The 15,791-nt window shown below is 34.1% G+C and carries 15 protein-coding genes and 1 tRNA gene; 10 read left to right on the forward strand and 6 right to left on the reverse strand.

Going from position 1 to position 15,791, the window contains the following annotated elements:
• Positions 1-96: 96 nt before the first annotated feature.
• Together OJ995_RS07025 and rbfA are read right to left on the reverse strand one after the other, a co-directional pair.
• Positions 97-1,296: an ABC transporter permease gene (locus OJ995_RS07025; protein WP_264368767.1), complete on the reverse strand. Its 1,200-nt coding sequence runs from the start codon at positions 1,294-1,296 to the stop codon at positions 97-99.
• 1 nt (position 1,297) lies between these two features.
• Positions 1,298-1,690 carry a 30S ribosome-binding factor RbfA gene (rbfA, locus tag OJ995_RS07030; protein ID WP_026726411.1) on the reverse strand — a complete coding sequence of 131 codons (393 nt, stop codon included), beginning with the start codon at positions 1,688-1,690 and terminating at the stop codon, positions 1,298-1,300.
• Positions 1,691-1,807: 117 nt separating this feature from the next.
• Between rbfA and mce the strand changes: the two genes are divergently transcribed.
• From mce to OJ995_RS07045, 3 genes are all read left to right on the forward strand, one after another.
• Positions 1,808-2,209, forward strand: a complete 402-nt coding sequence (gene mce / locus OJ995_RS07035; protein ID WP_264368768.1) for a methylmalonyl-CoA epimerase — start codon at positions 1,808-1,810, stop codon at positions 2,207-2,209.
• A 59-nt stretch (positions 2,210-2,268) separates the two neighbouring features.
• A tRNA-Ile gene (locus tag OJ995_RS07040) sits at positions 2,269-2,342 on the forward strand.
• A gap of 218 nt (positions 2,343-2,560) precedes the next feature.
• Positions 2,561-2,764: a hypothetical protein gene (locus OJ995_RS07045; RefSeq protein WP_264368769.1), complete on the forward strand. Its 204-nt coding sequence runs from the start codon at positions 2,561-2,563 to the stop codon at positions 2,762-2,764.
• 10 nt (positions 2,765-2,774) lie between these two features.
• Here the strand turns inward: OJ995_RS07045 and OJ995_RS07050 are convergent, their stop codons facing one another.
• Positions 2,775-3,365 (reverse strand): riboflavin synthase, encoded by a 591-nt coding sequence (locus OJ995_RS07050; RefSeq protein ID WP_264368770.1) that lies wholly within the window; start codon positions 3,363-3,365, stop codon positions 2,775-2,777.
• Positions 3,366-3,423: 58 nt separating this feature from the next.
• Here OJ995_RS07050 and pdxA point away from each other — a divergent pair, with 58 nt between their 5' ends.
• The 6 genes from pdxA (at position 3,424) to accC (ending at position 8,414) form a co-directional block, all read left to right on the forward strand.
• A complete protein-coding gene (gene pdxA, locus OJ995_RS07055; RefSeq protein ID WP_264368771.1) occupies positions 3,424-4,473 on the forward strand; it encodes a 4-hydroxythreonine-4-phosphate dehydrogenase PdxA in 1,050 nt (349 codons plus the stop codon).
• 81 nt (positions 4,474-4,554) lie between these two features.
• Entirely contained in the window at positions 4,555-5,094 is a 540-nt protein-coding gene (locus OJ995_RS07060; protein ID WP_264368772.1) for a YceD family protein, read from the forward strand.
• 9 nt (positions 5,095-5,103) lie between these two features.
• Entirely contained in the window at positions 5,104-5,298 is a 195-nt protein-coding gene (gene rpmF, locus OJ995_RS07065) for a 50S ribosomal protein L32 (protein WP_008255033.1), read from the forward strand.
• A gap of 167 nt (positions 5,299-5,465) precedes the next feature.
• Entirely contained in the window at positions 5,466-6,461 is a 996-nt protein-coding gene (locus tag OJ995_RS07070; RefSeq protein ID WP_264368773.1) for a beta-ketoacyl-ACP synthase III, read from the forward strand.
• Between the two features lie 26 nt (positions 6,462-6,487).
• Complete coding sequence (accB, locus tag OJ995_RS07075) at positions 6,488-6,973, forward strand: acetyl-CoA carboxylase biotin carboxyl carrier protein (RefSeq protein ID WP_264368774.1); 486 nt, start codon at positions 6,488-6,490, stop codon at positions 6,971-6,973.
• A gap of 91 nt (positions 6,974-7,064) precedes the next feature.
• Positions 7,065-8,414, forward strand: coding sequence for an acetyl-CoA carboxylase biotin carboxylase subunit (gene accC / locus OJ995_RS07080; RefSeq protein ID WP_133609366.1), 1,350 nt, complete (start codon positions 7,065-7,067; stop codon positions 8,412-8,414).
• A 38-nt stretch (positions 8,415-8,452) separates the two neighbouring features.
• Here accC and OJ995_RS07085 read toward each other — a convergent pair whose 3' ends face one another.
• The 3 genes from OJ995_RS07085 to OJ995_RS07095 form a co-directional block, all read right to left on the reverse strand.
• Positions 8,453-8,968, reverse strand: coding sequence for a hypothetical protein (locus tag OJ995_RS07085; RefSeq protein ID WP_264368775.1), 516 nt, complete (start codon positions 8,966-8,968; stop codon positions 8,453-8,455).
• Between the two features lie 71 nt (positions 8,969-9,039).
• The gene (locus OJ995_RS07090) at positions 9,040-10,944 is read right to left on the reverse strand and encodes a S9 family peptidase (protein ID WP_264368776.1); all 1,905 of its coding nucleotides are present in this window, start codon (positions 10,942-10,944) and stop codon (positions 9,040-9,042) included.
• Positions 10,945-11,037: 93 nt separating this feature from the next.
• Positions 11,038-14,256: a reprolysin-like metallopeptidase gene (locus OJ995_RS07095; RefSeq protein WP_264368777.1), complete on the reverse strand. Its 3,219-nt coding sequence runs from the start codon at positions 14,254-14,256 to the stop codon at positions 11,038-11,040.
• 271 nt (positions 14,257-14,527) lie between these two features.
• Between OJ995_RS07095 and OJ995_RS07100 the strand changes: the two genes are divergently transcribed.
• Complete coding sequence (locus OJ995_RS07100) at positions 14,528-15,790, forward strand: dicarboxylate/amino acid:cation symporter (protein ID WP_264368778.1); 1,263 nt, start codon at positions 14,528-14,530, stop codon at positions 15,788-15,790.
• Position 15,791: the final 1 nt, after the last annotated feature.

A 15,791-nucleotide genomic window follows, 5' to 3' on the forward strand; every position in this document is an offset into this window, starting at 1 on the left:
CACGCACAAAACAGAAGAAGTGAATTCTTAATTGTGAAGAAATAATTCTTTTTAGAAATTAGAACAAAAAAGCAACTCGTAGAGTTGCTTTTTTGTTTAACTAAATAATTTTTTATTGACAGTCCCTGATGCTATCCAAGAAGAAACTAAACCAAGAATTACTATTGTCATAATCACAATAACCATGTTTTGCCATTCAAAAAGAACAGGATAAGGCATTGTAGGTGTAATCATGATAAAAGAAAAATACTGTTGAAGTAAAATAATCACAATTGCTAATCCTAATCCAATAACTAATCCAAATAAGGTAATGATTATTCCTTGAGTAAAAAATATGGTGCGGATAGACGTTTGTGTAACGCCAATATTGTATAAAGTCTTAAGGTTGTCTCTTTTATCAATAATAATCATTACAATGGCTCCCGCAAGGCAAAATAAGGTAAGAATCACAACTAATGTACTAAACAAATAAATGAATAGGTTTTCTGATTGTAGCATTTTATAAAGCGAATCGTTAAGTTGTGCTCGGTTTTTTATTTTGATTGAGTTGCCTAAAATAGAAGTGAGCTCTTCTCTAACTTGATTTTCATTTACGTTTGGCTTAAGTTTTATTTCAAGATTAGTAATCTCATTGTTTTTTATGTCTAAAAAGGCATGAGCCAAATCAATGGAACAAAAAACATATTTACCATCTAATTCTTCATTAATTGAATAAATTCCAGATGGGAATAATAAAACTTTATTAAAAGCTTCATTCGGATTTTCAATGTTGCCTTTTCCTGGTTTTGGAGCATAAGCTTCCAAGCCATTGTTGTAATCAAATAATCCTAAGCCAAGTTTTCTGCTAATATCTGCTCCCACAACTACGTGCTCTGAATTGGTTTCAAACCATTCTCCAGCATATAAATGATTGTTGAAATCTGTTACCTGTATGAATTGATTGTCTACTCCTTTTATATGAGCAACTAATTCTTTGTTATCATACATGAAATAAACGCGCTCTTCAATAATTTTACTGTAGGAAACAATATTGTTACTCTTTTTAAGTAATTCTTCCTGTTTTGGGGTAACCACAAATGTTTTACCTGTAGTAGTTTCGATTCGTAAATCAGGGTCGGAGGCATTAGCAAAATTTAAGCTAAATTCTTTCAATCCGCTAAAAACTGACAAAAAAACAAATAGCGCCATAGTGCTCGCTATAATTCCAACAGAAGCAATTCCCGTAATGATGTTAATTGCTTTGTTTTTACTAAAACTTACAGCATATCGTTTGGCTATGTAAAAGGAAAGGTTCAAATTACGATTTCTTTCTTTTTTCTAATAAATCAGGATTCTCAATAGGGTTTTCTTCTCCAGTTAGCGCTTTGTCGATTTTTTCGATGTAGTCTAAACTGTCATCGATGTAGAAAATTAAATTTGGAACCTTACGTAATTGGTTTTTTACGCGTTGTGCTAAGTCGTGCTTAATAAGTGGAGCATTACTTTTAACTGCTGCTAAAATTTCGGGTGCTTTATCTGTAGGGAATACACTTAAATGAACTTTTGCAATGGATAAATCTGAAGTTACATTTACTTTTGAAACCGAAATCACTAGGTTGTTGATGTTATTTTTACGGATTTCACCTTGCAAAATCGAAACTAAGTCGTTTTGTAAAAGTGCTCCTATTTTTTTTTGTCTATTTGTTTCCATGATGCAAAAATACATAAAAATTCATCAAGCCGTATCCTTTTGTAACTATATATAAATGTCTATGCTTAATCCTTGCCGCTTTTTTGTTAACTTTGAAGTCGATTTAAATTATTAAAAATGAGAAAAATTGAACATATAGGAATTGCTGTAAAAAGTTTGGAAGCTTCTAATCTTTTATTTGAAAAATTATTTGGACAACCACCATATAAGGAAGAAGAAGTGGTAAGTGAGGGTGTGAAAACTTCTTTTTTTATGAATGGGCCTAATAAGATAGAATTACTTGAAGCAACAAATCCAGAAAGTCCAATCGCTAAATTTTTAGAAAAAAAAGGAGAAGGAATCCATCACATCGCTTTTGACGTAAATGACATTAATGAAGAAGTTGTTCGGTTAAAAAACGAAGGTTTTGTGATTTTAAATGAAGTTCCTAAGAAAGGTGCTGATAATAAATTGGTTGTGTTTTTGCATCCAAAAGGCACGAATGGTGTACTAATAGAGCTTTGTCAAGAAATCAAATAAAGTTTAAAAAAAGATTTGGTTGCCATAAAAATTAGTCTTAATATTGCAACTTCAATACTGGTCCTATAGCTCAGTTGGTTAGAGCACCTGACTCATAATCAGGTGGTCCCTGGTTCGAGCCCAGGTGGGACCACTTTTATTGTATTAATAAATAAGAAAATACTTATAAATTACAAAAATTAAGTTTTTTTTAAGTTTTTTTCTAAAAATAACTTGTAAAGTATAAAAATATTTATATTTTCGTGTTTTCTAATGAGTTCGTGTTGTAGAATATAAACTTATTATTAAATAATTTCTTTTATTAGTAGAAGAATGATATAAATTATACTTTTGCGCCCAATGAGAACAATTATGAATAAAATTATAACAATTTTAGTAGTACTATTTAGTATTCAAGGTGTTTTAGCTGCAGATCAAAATCCGCCACCACCAACTCCACCACCGCCACCAGGTTTACCTATTGATGGAGGTATAGTTGTACTATTTGTTTTGGCATTAGTTTCTGGTTATTATTTATCTAAGAAATATATATCTATAAAAAAAGGCTCTTTGTAAGAGCCTTTTTTTATTTTCTTAATTCATTCAATCGACTTACATATTTTCCAATTACATCGAATTCTAAATTTACGGTTGTGCCAATTTTAAAAGTATTAAAATTAGTATGATCAAAAGTGTAAGGAATAATGGCAACACGAAAAGTGTTTAACCCTGAATTCACTACAGTCAAACTTGTTCCGTTTATCGTAATCGAACCTTTTTCAATTGTAATGTTGTTTAAAGAGGCGTCATATTCAAACGTGAAAACCCAACTTCCATTCGCTTCCTTAATATTGATACATGTTCCAGTTTGGTCAACATGTCCTTGAACAATGTGTCCGTCAAGTCTATCGCCAAGTTTCATAGCGCGTTCTAAATTTACAACATCACCTACACTCCAAGTTCCAATAGAAGTCTTATCGATAGTTTCTTTAATCGCAGTTACCGTGTAGTTTTTGTTTTCAATTTTTACAACGGTCAAGCAAATGCCATTATGGGCTACGCTTTGGTCTATTTTTAATTCATGTGTAATTTCAGATTCTACCGTTAAGTGCAGGTTTTCCTGATCTTTTTCGATTTCTTTTATAATTCCGAGGGTTTCTATAATTCCGGTAAACATAACTGATTTAATTTTACTAAATTTGCACATCAAAAGTAAGCAATAAATCACATTTGTCATGGTTAAAAAAGCAGAAAATATAATTGTTGGAATTTCGATTGGAGATTTAAATGGTATTGGAAGCGAGGTTATTTTAAAAACATTTGAAGATACTCGAATGTTAGAATTGTGTACGCCTGTAATTTTTGCGAATGTAAAAATCGTTTCTTTTTTAAAGAAAGAGCTAAAGTTAGATGTTGCTATTCATGGAATTGACAAATTAGAACAATTAGTTGTTGGAAAAATCAATGTATTGAATGTTTGGCGTGAAGGTGTAAATTTAGAATTCGGGAAAAATGATGATGTTGTAGGAAGTTATGCTATAAAATCTTTTGTTGCAGCTACTAAAGCGCTAAAAGAAGGATTGGTTGATGTTTTGGTAACAGCGCCTATTAATAAGTATAATATTCAATCAGAAGAATTCAAATTCCCAGGTCACACTGATTATTTAGATAAAGAGTTAGAAGGCGATGCGTTAATGTTAATGGTGCACGATGATTTACGTGTTGGATTACTTACTGATCATGTTCCAGTGAATGAAGTAGCGAAACATTTGAATGAAAAATTAATTTCGAGTAAAATTAAAACCATCATTCAAACGTTGAAGCAAGATTTTGAAATTGAAAAACCAAAAGTAGCTGTTTTAGGATTGAATCCACATTCAGGAGATAATGGTGTGATTGGTCAAGAAGAAGAAAGAATTATAAAACCAGCATTAAAGAAATTATTTGAAGCAGGAAACATGGTTTTCGGACCTTTTCCAGCGGACGGATTTTTTGGTTCGGCACAATATGAAAAATACGATGCGGTAATTGCAACTTATCATGATCAAGGATTGATTCCTTTCAAAACATTGTCGTTTGGTAACGGAGTAAATTACACAGCAGGGTTAAATAAAATTAGAACTTCTCCCGATCACGGAACTGCGTATGAAATTGCAGGTAAAGGAGTGGCTAATCACGAGTCATTTAAAGAGGCAGTTTATTTAGCAATTGATATTTATAACAAAAGAAATGACTATCAAGAGCTGATTAAAAACCCTTTAAAAACAAAAGAAAAACAGTTATAAACAAAAAAATGTTCACAACTGGTTTGAATTTATAAATATTTTATATCTTTGCACACCTTTTAAAAAGGTAAAACTGTTGTTATGAATGATTTAAAAGAATATTTAATACCATTCGTGGGATTAAAAATAGGGAAGCATCAGTTTGATTATCAAATAGATAATACGTTCTTTAAAAACTTTGATTACGACGAATACAATGCCGTTTCAGTCAAAGTTGATATTGTTTTAGAGAAGAAAAGCACTATGCTTGAACTCGATTTTAAGCACAAAGGAACAGTAAATGTACCTTGCGATGTGTCTGGAGAAGAGTTTGATTTGCCAATTAAAGGAAAATTAAAACTTTTAGTTAAGTTTGGAGATGCCTTTAATGATGAGAATGAGGAGTTGCTCATTTTGCCTCATGGTGAATTTCAAGTAAATGTGGCGCAATATATATATGAGTCTATTATATTGTCAGTTCCTTTACGAAGAGTACATCCAGGTGTTAAAGATGGTTCTTTAACAGATGTAATTGAAAAACTGGAATCGCTTTCTCCAAAAGAAAACAAAAAAGAAGAACAACAAAATAATGATATTGACCCTAGATGGGAGAATTTAAAAAAACTATTAACGGATAAATAAAATAGAACAATGGCACATCCTAAGAGAAGACAGTCGTCTACAAGAAGAGATAAAAGAAGAACACATTACAAAGCGACAGTTGCTCAAATCGCAACATGTCCAATAACTGGTGAAGCACACTTATACCACAGAGCTTACTGGCATGAAGGTAAAATGTACTACAGAGGTCAAGTTGTAATTGATAAAAATGAAGCAGTAGCTTAATTGCATCAGAGAAAAAATAGAGAAAACTCTCACATTGTGAGAGTTTTTTTGTTAAGTACCTATTTCGTTTATAATTAACAAAAACGAATAGGATTCGTTTGAAATTTTTTTTGTAATTTCCACCACTTTTTGAATCTTAAAAATTCAGAAGGAAAAATTAATCGAAGATGAATAAAATAACAGCAGCAATTACGGCAGTAGGTTCTTATGTTCCCGACTTTGTTCTGTCGAATCAAGTATTGGAAACATTAGTAGATACTAATGACGAATGGATTACCACTCGTACCGGAATTAAAGAAAGAAGATTGTTAAAAGAAGAAGGCCAAGGTACTTCTTTCATGGCAATTAAAGCCGCTCAAAACTTATTAGAGAAAGCCAATTTAGATCCTAAAGATATCGATTTAGTGATTATGGCAACGGCAACACCAGATATGCCAGTAGCTTCAACTGGAGTTTATGTAGCTACACAAATTGGCGCAACAAATGCCTTTGCATTTGATTTACAAGCCGCTTGTTCGAGTTTCCTTTACGGAATGTCTGCAGCATCAGCTTATATTGCATCTGGAAAATACAAAAAAGTTTTATTAATTGGTGCCGATAAAATGTCATCAATTATTGATTATACAGACAGAGCTACTTGTATCATCTTTGGTGATGGAGCAGGAGCCGTATTGTTTGAACCAAATACAGAAGGATTAGGTCTTCAAGATGAAATTCTAAAAAGTGATGGAATCGGAAGAGAATTCTTAAAAATTGAAGCGGGTGGTTCTATTTTACCTCCTTCAGAAGAAACCGTTAAAAACAAACAACATTTTGTTTTCCAAGACGGAAAAACGGTTTTCAAATATGCTGTTTCTGGAATGGCTGATGTAAGTGAGAAAATCATGGAGCGCAACAATTTATCTCACGACGATATCAATTGGTTAGTAGCGCATCAGGCAAACAGAAGAATTATCGATGCTACTGCAAATCGTATGGAGTTAGACGAATCTAAAGTTCTAATCAACATTCAAAAATACGGAAATACCACTTCGGCAACCCTACCTTTATTATTATCAGATTTCGAAAACCAATTGAAAAAAGGAGATAACATTATCTTTGCAGCTTTTGGTGGCGGATTCACATGGGGTGCTATCTATTTAAAATGGGCTTACACTAAATAAAAACAAACTAAACTAAATCAAATATTATGGATATTAGAGAGATTCAAAACCTAATCAAATTTGTAGCCAAATCGGGCGCTACAGAAGTTAAATTAGAAATGGACGATTTTAAAATCACCATAAAAACAACTACTGAAGGAACAGAAAGCACTACAACTTACGTGCAACAAATGCCAATGCAAGCAGCGCCTCAAATGGCAGCTCCTCAAGTAGTAGCAGCTCCTGTTGTTACTGATGCTCCAGCAGCTCCAGCAGCTGATGATAGCGCAAAATATATTACTGTAAAATCACCAATCATTGGTACTTTCTATAGAAAACCTGCACCAGACAAACCAATGTTTGTTGAAGTAGGTTCAACTATCGGAAAAGGAGATGTTCTTTGTGTGATTGAAGCAATGAAATTATTCAACGAAATCGAATCAGAAGTTTCAGGAAAAATCGTGAAAATTTTAGTAGATGATTCTTCTCCAGTTGAATTTGATCAACCTTTATTCTTAGTTGATCCATCTTAATAAAGTTAGAAGTTAGAAGTTGGAAGTTAGAAGTTTTCTTTCTTCATAATTGTCTAATTGACACATTGTCTAATTATCTAATTAAAAAAACATGTTTAAAAAAATATTAATTGCCAATAGAGGTGAAATTGCACTACGTGTAATTAGAACTTGTAGAGAAATGGGCATCAAAACGGTTGCTGTATATTCAACTGTTGATGCTGAAAGTTTACACGTAAAGTTTGCTGATGAAGCGGTTTGTATAGGACCTGCACCAAGTAAAGATTCTTACTTAAAAATGTCAAACATTATAGCAGCAGCCGAAATTACAAACGCAGACGCTATTCACCCAGGATACGGATTCTTATCTGAAAATTCTAAATTTTCTAAAATTTGTCAAGAGCACGGCATCAAGTTTATTGGAGCTTCTCCAGAAATGATTGACCGTATGGGAGACAAAGCATCAGCAAAATCAACTATGATTGAAGCGGGTGTGCCATGTGTGCCAGGTTCAGTTGGAATTTTAGATTCATATGAAGAAGCTGAAAAATTAGCGGATGAATTTGGCTACCCGGTAATGCTTAAAGCAACTGCTGGTGGTGGTGGAAAAGGAATGCGTGCCGTTTGGAAAAAAGAAGATTTATTAAAAGCGTGGGAAGGTGCTCGTCAAGAGTCGGCTGCTGCTTTTGGTAATGATGGCATGTACTTAGAAAAATTAATCGAGGAACCTCGCCATATCGAAATTCAAGTTGTAGGTGATTCTTACGGAAAAGCTTGTCACTTATCAGAAAGAGATTGTTCTGTACAACGTCGTCACCAAAAATTGACTGAGGAAACTCCGTCACCTTTTATGACTGACGAATTACGTGAAGCAATGGGTAATGCAGCGGTTAAAGCAGCCGAATTCATTAAGTACGAAGGAGCAGGAACGGTTGAATTCTTGGTTGACAAACACAGAAATTTCTACTTCATGGAAATGAATACGCGTATCCAAGTAGAACACCCTATTACTGAACAAGTAATTGATTACGATTTAATTCGTGAGCAAATTATGGTAGCAGCTGGAATTCCAATTTCAGGAAAAAACTACTATCCACAATTACACTCTATTGAATGTCGTATTAACGCTGAAGATCCTTATAACGACTTCCGCCCTTCTCCAGGTAAAATTACAGTTTTACACGCGCCAGGAGGACACGGAGTACGTTTAGATACGCACGTTTATGCTGGATATACAATTCCACCAAATTATGACTCTATGATTGCTAAGTTGATTACAACTGCTCAATCAAGAGAAGAGGCTATCAATAAAATGAAGCGTGCTTTAGATGAGTTCGTAATCGAAGGAATCAAAACCACTATTCCATTCCACAGACAATTAATGGACGAACCAGATTATGTGGCTGGAAATTACACTACAAAATTCATGGAATCTTTTGTAATGAAAGACCCTCAAGAATAATAACTAAAAAAGCGATTTCAATTTGAAATCGCTTTTTTTTATCCTAAACTTTTAATTAATTCTTCAATTTCTAATTTCTGATTTTCATATTTCACTCGCAACGGATTGGCTTCTTTTTCCGAACGATTGTAATAAATCATAGCTTTTTCTGCAAAAAATTTCTGATGATGCACTGAAGCCTTCGGAATCAAAGGAAACTCTTTGTGAAACAACATTTCGTAATACGCTTGCCATTCGCGTTCGTTTTTGTCTTGCATGGCAACTCCTGGTGCTTTTTGTTTTACGTGCATCATTTCATGAGCCAATAAATTCAACATCAAAACCAACGGAAATTCAAATGTATTTTCAGGAATACGTATGATTTGTTTGCCTCCAATTTCACCTTCGGCAGTCATTAAAATAAAATCGGGTTTTGCGGCTTCTCTAAATTCAAAACCTGTAAAATTGGGATGTTCTAATTCATATACTTTTAAAAGCCATAGCGCTGCCTCTTTCGTTAAGCCATGCTTATGAAAGGTTTTGATGGTGAGTTCTATGTTTTCAAAGGATATCATTTTCAAGGTCAAAAATCAAATTCAAGAACAAGAACAATTTGAAAATTGAACTTGCTCTTGCTCTTGAACTATTAAAGTGTTTCTTTCAACCAACCAAAAAATTCTTTTTGCCAAACCAATGCATTTTGTGGTTTTAACACCCAATGGTTTTCATCTGGAAACAACAAGAATTTACTTTTAATTCCTTTTAATTGTGCCGCTTGAAAGGCTTCTTGTCCTTGTCCAATTGGCACACGGTAATCTTTTCCGCCTTGAATAATTAAAATCGGAGTATTCCAGTTGTTGATTAACTTAATTGGATTGAATTCGTTATACGTTTTTTGCGCTTTTGCATTGTCTTTTTCCCAATAAGCGCCACCAGAATCCCAATTCGTAAAGAAAACTTCTTCTGTAGTTCCGTACATACTTTCTGTGTTGAAAATACCACAGTGCGAAATGAATGTTTTGAAACGATTTTTGTGAATTCCAGCTAATTGAAATACGGAATAACCTCCGTAACTCGCACCAACAGCACCTAAACGCGTTTTATCTACGTACGATTCTTTTGCTACATCGTCAATAGCTGCTAAATAATCATCCATAACTTGTCCGCCCCAATCTCCTGAAATTTGTTCGTTCCAAGCGGTTCCGTGTCCTGGCATTCCTCTACGATTTGGCGCAACAATTACATAGCCTTGAGAAGCCATTAATTGAAAATTCCAACGGAAAGAATACGATTGTGTCAATGCACTTTGTGGTCCACCTTGGCAGTATAAAAGCGCTGGATATTTTTTAGTTTTATCGAAATTTGGAGGTAAAATTACCCAAACCAACATTTTTTTACCATCAGTAGTCGTAACCCAACGTTTTTCTGTTTTACAAGCAGTGATTTTAGCATAAGCTTCATCATTAACTTTAGTAATTTGTTTCCAAGTTTTCTTAGCTAAATCATACGAATATACTTCAGGAGCATGGTTCATATCATTTCGAGTTACTAAAACCGAAGTTCCTGAAAAACCAACAATCGCATTCACATCAAAATCACCATCGGTTAATTGAGTTACTCGAACCGCAATTTTTGTTAAACCAGGAAAATTGACTTCAAAAAGTTGTTTCGTTCCTTTGATTGGTGCAATGAAATATACTTTTTTTCCATCTTTACTCCAAGTGAAACTATCTACGGTTCCGTCCCAACCTGCTGTCAAATTAATATCTAAACCTTTATGACGCACGATAATATCGTTTTTATCCGCTTCAAAACCATCGCGTTTCATTTGTAACCAAGACAAATCTCCTTTTGGTGAAAAAATTGGATGAGTATCGTAACCTAAATTACTTTCAGTAAGGTTTTTTGTGGTTTTGGTTGCTAAATCGTATTCGTATAAATCGGTGTTGGTGCTGGTTGCATAAGCAGTTCCGGCTTTCTTTTTGCATACGTAAATGATTTTTGTTCCATCAGGTGACCAAATGTAGTCTTCATCACCGCCAAATGGTTTTTGGGGCGCATCAAATGGTTCGTTTGGCATAATATCAATTCCAACGGCATCTTTTTTATTTTCCGAATAGAAAACGTGGTTGTGCGTTCCATCATTCCAAGTGTCCCAATGACGGTAATCTAATCCCGTATACACTTGAGCTGTGGTTTTTGATAATTCTGGATAAAGGTCTTTTCCTAATAACTTCTCTACTTTTACTTCTTTCGAAAATAAAAGGTTTTTTCCATCAGGAGAAACGTTTTTATCAGCTAATAATGATTTATAATCTTCCACCAAAGTAGCAGTTCCACCTTGAACAGGGATAGTATAATATTTTGAATTGATTTTATTTTCTTCCACAGAAGGCGTTCCCACTTTGAAAACCAATAGTTTTCCATCTTTTGAAATTCCTAAAGGAGTAACTCTACCTAATTGCCATAAGGTTTCGGGCGTCATTACGTTTTGTGCGGTTGCAGCAGTTATACTCATAATACAAGTAATTAGTAAAGCTAATTTTTTCATGGTTGTAAATATTAATGGCATAAAAATACAAAAATATAGCCATAAAAAAACCGCTCAGTAATTGAGCGGTTTTTAGTTTTCCTTTTATTGAAATTATTGTTTGATAAAACGTTTCATGTTAGTTCCGTTTGCAGTAGTAACTTCAATGATGTAAGTTCCTGTTGCTAAGTGGCCAACACTAATCGTGTTATTTTCAACTTTTCCATTACCTAAATCTTGACCCACAGCGCTGAAAATTCTGTAAGAAGCTTCACCGTCAAAGTCAGAAATGTTTAATACATCTCCTTTAACAGGATTTGGATATAAACTGAAAGTTAGAGGAGTAGTTTCAACTTCTCTAGCAGTTGAAGTTACATTAATTGTATAATCCTCTACTTGTCCGTAAGAGAAAGCTTCACAAGATGTTGGTACACCATTGTATTTCATAGAAACTCTCATTCTTTTAGCTCCTACGGTTGTAGTTGCGGGAATTGTGAAACTTCCGCTAACTGGAGTTACTGTTGTTGCAGTTCTAGTGAATACAGTTTCACCAGCATCAATAAAATCACCATCGTTGTTATAGTCGATAAATACAGCATAACCTTCGCTATACACAGTGCTAGTCCAAGATGGAGTAATAGTAATAGTGTTAGTTGTACCTCTTACAATATTTGTTGAAATAGATGTAAAGTTTTCGTAACCAGCATTTCCAGTTGAAGCATTGTTAATTGTTCCAAATTGAACTCTTCCGATTCTTTCGTCAGCCGTACTATTTCCTTGTGAAGCACAATAAGTAACAGTAGTAGCTGCTAAAGTTGTTACGTTAACTGTATTACTTACTGCCGATAAATTTCCAGCTGCATCTCTTGCTCTAACTGTGAATGAATAAGCTGTTGAAGCTGTTAATCCAGTTGCAGTGTATGTTGTTCCAGTTACAGTTGTAACTAAAGTTGTTCCTCTGTAAACATTGTATCCTGTTACACCTACGTTGTCAGTTGAAGCTGTCCAAGACAAGTTGGTACTTGTTTGAGTAGTTCCAGAAGCAGATAATGTTGGAGTTGATGGTACAGTTGTATCTGTAGTTGTTGCAGCTAAAGTTGTTACATTAACTGTGTTACTTGTAACTGATAAATTTCCAGCAGCATCTCTTGCTCTTACTGTAAATGAATAAGCAGTTGAGGCAGTTAATCCAGTTGCAGTGTAAGTTGTTCCAGTGACTGTTGTAAGTAAAGTTGTTCCTCTGTAAACATTGTAGCCTGTTACACCTACGTTGTCAGTTGAAGCAGTCCAAGATAAGTTTGTGCTTGTTTGAGTAGTTCCAGAAGCAGATAATGTTGGAGTTGATGGAACAGTTGTGTCAGTAGTAGTTCCAGCTGTAATTGTAAAATTCGTATTAGAAACATCAAAGAAAATATGATTAGTTCCTTTAATCATGATTCTGTTTTGAGTTCCTGGTGTATTTGGAATTGTTACTGCTTGAGTTCCGTCATTTGGAGTTGCAGCTAATAAAGTTGACCAAGTTGATCCACCATTAGTAGAAATTAAAATATCCACGTTAGCACAGTTAACTCCGTTTGCAGTTGTTCCTGCAACGTTCCATGTAATAGTTTGAGATGAACCACCTGCATAAGAAACAGCAGTGTTTGGAGCTGTAACTACAAAAGGTCCTGCAGTTGCATTAACAGTGATTTTCATGTCGTCACTATTGTTTGCAGATCCGCCAGCTCTGTTGTCTCTAACTGTAAATCTGAAATTCAAAGTTCTTGCTACAGATGGTAAAGCTTCTACTACAATTTCTGAACCAGATGTAGTAGTAGCACCTGTTAAAACCGATTGCATTCTTGGGAAATATCTTGAAGTTGAAGTTGAAGGGCTATACGATCTGAAAGTTGGTCCAGATGTTTTAGTTGCACTTGCAGCAGAACTTGCTCCTGTTTGCGTAGAAGAAGCATTGTCGAATTGTTCCCAAATGTAAGTTAATGCATCTCCATTAGCATCAGTTCCAGAACCTGTTAGCATGAATGGAGTGCTTTTTGGAATAGTAAAATCTAATCCAGCATTTGCTGTAGGAACTGAATTTCCTGTTGCTGTAATGGTTGGACAAGTTTTAGCTTTAATGTTATTTGTAACTTGTTGGATACTGATAGCATGAAAATAAGGATCAGAATTCAATTGAACGTCTTGACTAGTAATTCCAGCATATCCCATAATAGTTGAACCAGAACCTGGCTCCATGTTAGCACCAGTACCTTCATTGTTCATTGAGAAAGTGTGGTTAGCTCCAAATTGGTGTCCTAATTCGTGTGCTACATAATCAATATCAAATGCATCTCCTGAAGGAACGCCATTTGCTGGAGAAGTATAACCACTTCCTTTTCCTAATGGAACTGTTGAAGTTGGATTCACACAAACACATCCAATACAACCTGCATTTCCACCACCACCTGAAGCACCAAATAAGTGTCCAACGTCGTAGTTTGCATTTCCAATAGTATTAGTTAAAGTAGTTTGTAATTGTTGGTTCCAGTTCGACATTGAACTTGAGGCAGAATAAGGATCAGTAGAAGCACTTGTGTAAATAACTAAATCAGTATTAGAAATCAATACCATTCTTACATTGAAGTCTTTCTCAAAAACACCATTAACACGCGTCATTGTATTGTTGATAGCTGCTAATGCTTGCGCTTTTGTGCCTCCAAAATAAGCAGTGTATTCGCCGGTAACCGACATTGCTAAACGGAAAGTTCTTAAACTTCCGTCATCTGCATTTGGTCTTAAATTACTACCATCTGTTGGTGTTATTCTGTCTAAAACCGAACATTCGAATTTGGTGAAAGCGGTTCTTTTGTCTGCTTTAGTGTAAACTGTATATGTTTGCAAATCTTGAGAATATGGTTCTACAAATACAGCAGGTTTTCCTGGGTTTAAAACCATAGATTTAAATCCTAGAGGAGAAGTGCTAATATAAGCGCTTGCCGTTGGATTGTCTATCCCAATTCCAATATATGATTTAATTTCTGGATATCTTGCTGCTAATTCAGGATCCATATTGGAATTTTCATAAATTTTGAAATTTTCCATTGTTCCGTCCGGATTAGGTAATGCAAGGATTACGTTTGAATTTTGTTTTGAAAAACGTTCAGGAGCGTTTCTTAAAAAATTAGTTGCTGCTGAAACATCTAAATCTAAAAGTTGTTTTTCTGGAAGTTCTAATTTACTTTCCAAAGCGACTTTACTTTTGCTTTGAGCTGTTTTCCAAAACGTTCCTTTGTCTTGAGCTTGAAGGAAACTCGAAGTTGCTAATAAAGCAATAAAGAGAAATTTTTGTTTCATAATTTTTAGTTGGGGGTTTTTAGTTGAAGCAAATATATTTAAGTTTTTCATTATTGCAATATTAAATATTAAAAAAATTACAATAAAAAATGTAGTATTATTAAATTAATGAGTAAATAGTTGAACATATGTTAAATTATCGTTTAAAAAAACCAATAAATTAATATACAATCAATTTGCTGTTTGATGATTATAATGAGAATATTTCTACTATCATTTTATGATTAAAAAAAATATCCCTATTTTCACAATCTTAAAAGCAAAATTGATAATGAAAAAATTAGCACTACACTGGCAAATATTACTTGGAATGGTTTTCGGAGTTTTATTCGCTTTTATATTGATTCAATTTACTTGGGGAAAAGAAGTTATTGTTGATTGGGTAAAACCATTCGGAACCATTTTTATTAATTTATTAAAATTGATTGCTGTTCCCTTGATTTTAGCTTCATTAATTAAAGGAATTTCCGACTTAAAAGATATTTCGAAATTATCTAAAATGGGCGGAAGAACCATTGGTTTATATATTTTAACAACGGTTTTAGCAGTTTCAATTGGTTTGGTAATCGTAAACATCATCAAGCCGGGAAGTTATATTTCGGAACAAACACGAACAGAATTAGTTGCAAGTTATACAGCTGATGCCAATTCAAAAATTGAAGCAGCAAACAAACAAAGTGAAGTTGGACCATTGCAATCATTAATTGACATTGTTCCTGATAATATTATTAAAGCTTCTGCGGATAATGGAAATATGTTGCAAGTGATTTTCTTTGCTGTTATTTTTGGAATTGCAATGATTTTACTTCCTGAAGATAAATCAAAACCCGTTAAGGACTTTTTTGATAGTTTTAATGAAATTATCTTAAAAATGATTGATTTAATCATGTTGTTTTCTCCGTTTGGAGTTTTCGCTTTATTAGCAGCCATTGTTGCCGAATCACCGAGTTTGGATTTGTTCAAAGCACTTGGAATGTATGGTTTAACAGTTATTATAGGTCTAATTTTAGTAATGTGTATTTACTTAGTTCTAGTAAAAGTGTTTGCTAAAAAAAGTCCAAGATTCTTTATCAACGGAATTTCGCCAGCACAATTATTAGCTTTTTCTACTAGTTCAAGTGCGGCGACTTTGCCAGTTACAATGGAAAGAACGGTTGATAATTTAGGTGTTGATGATGAAGTTGCAAGTTTTGTCTTACCAATTGGTGCTACCATTAATATGGATGGAACCAGTTTGTATCAAGCTGTTGCAGCTGTTTTTATTGCGCAATCTTTTGGTATGGATTTATCTTTAGCTACTCAATTAGGAATTATTGTTACAGCAACTTTAGCTTCTATTGGAAGTGCTGCTGTTCCTGGTGCTGGAATGGTAATGTTGGTTATTGTATTAGCGCAAGCTGGAATTCCTGAAGCGGGTCTAGCCCTAATTTTCGCTATCGACCGACCTTTAGATATGTGTAGAACTACAGTAAATGTTACAGGTGACGCAGCGGTTTCCATGATTGTAGCAAAATCTGTAAATAAATTGGCATAGC

This window comes from Flavobacterium lacisediminis, assembly GCF_025909975.1.
GTDB classification, from domain to species: domain Bacteria; phylum Bacteroidota; class Bacteroidia; order Flavobacteriales; family Flavobacteriaceae; genus Flavobacterium; species Flavobacterium lacisediminis.

Bases quoted from the DNA above. Each gene is read 5' to 3' on its own strand.
- rbfA (WP_026726411.1), bottom strand. From the start codon at position 1,690: ATGGAAACAAATAGACAAAAAAAAATAGGAGCACTTTTACAAAACGAC.
- mce (WP_264368768.1), top strand. From the start codon at position 1,808: ATGAGAAAAATTGAACATATAGGAATTGCTGTAAAAAGTTTGGAAGCT.
- OJ995_RS07045 (WP_264368769.1), top strand. From the start codon at position 2,561: ATGAATAAAATTATAACAATTTTAGTAGTACTATTTAGTATTCAAGGT.
- OJ995_RS07050 (WP_264368770.1), bottom strand. From the start codon at position 3,365: ATGTTTACCGGAATTATAGAAACCCTCGGAATTATAAAAGAAATCGAA.
- pdxA (WP_264368771.1), top strand. From the start codon at position 3,424: ATGGTTAAAAAAGCAGAAAATATAATTGTTGGAATTTCGATTGGAGAT.
- OJ995_RS07060 (WP_264368772.1), top strand. From the start codon at position 4,555: ATGAATGATTTAAAAGAATATTTAATACCATTCGTGGGATTAAAAATA.
- rpmF (WP_008255033.1), top strand. From the start codon at position 5,104: ATGGCACATCCTAAGAGAAGACAGTCGTCTACAAGAAGAGATAAAAGA.
- OJ995_RS07070 (WP_264368773.1), top strand. From the start codon at position 5,466: ATGAATAAAATAACAGCAGCAATTACGGCAGTAGGTTCTTATGTTCCC.
- accB (WP_264368774.1), top strand. From the start codon at position 6,488: ATGGATATTAGAGAGATTCAAAACCTAATCAAATTTGTAGCCAAATCG.
- accC (WP_133609366.1), top strand. From the start codon at position 7,065: ATGTTTAAAAAAATATTAATTGCCAATAGAGGTGAAATTGCACTACGT.
- OJ995_RS07085 (WP_264368775.1), bottom strand. From the start codon at position 8,968: ATGATATCCTTTGAAAACATAGAACTCACCATCAAAACCTTTCATAAG.
- OJ995_RS07090 (WP_264368776.1), bottom strand. From the start codon at position 10,944: ATGAAAAAATTAGCTTTACTAATTACTTGTATTATGAGTATAACTGCT.
- OJ995_RS07095 (WP_264368777.1), bottom strand. From the start codon at position 14,256: ATGAAACAAAAATTTCTCTTTATTGCTTTATTAGCAACTTCGAGTTTC.
- OJ995_RS07100 (WP_264368778.1), top strand. From the start codon at position 14,528: ATGAAAAAATTAGCACTACACTGGCAAATATTACTTGGAATGGTTTTC.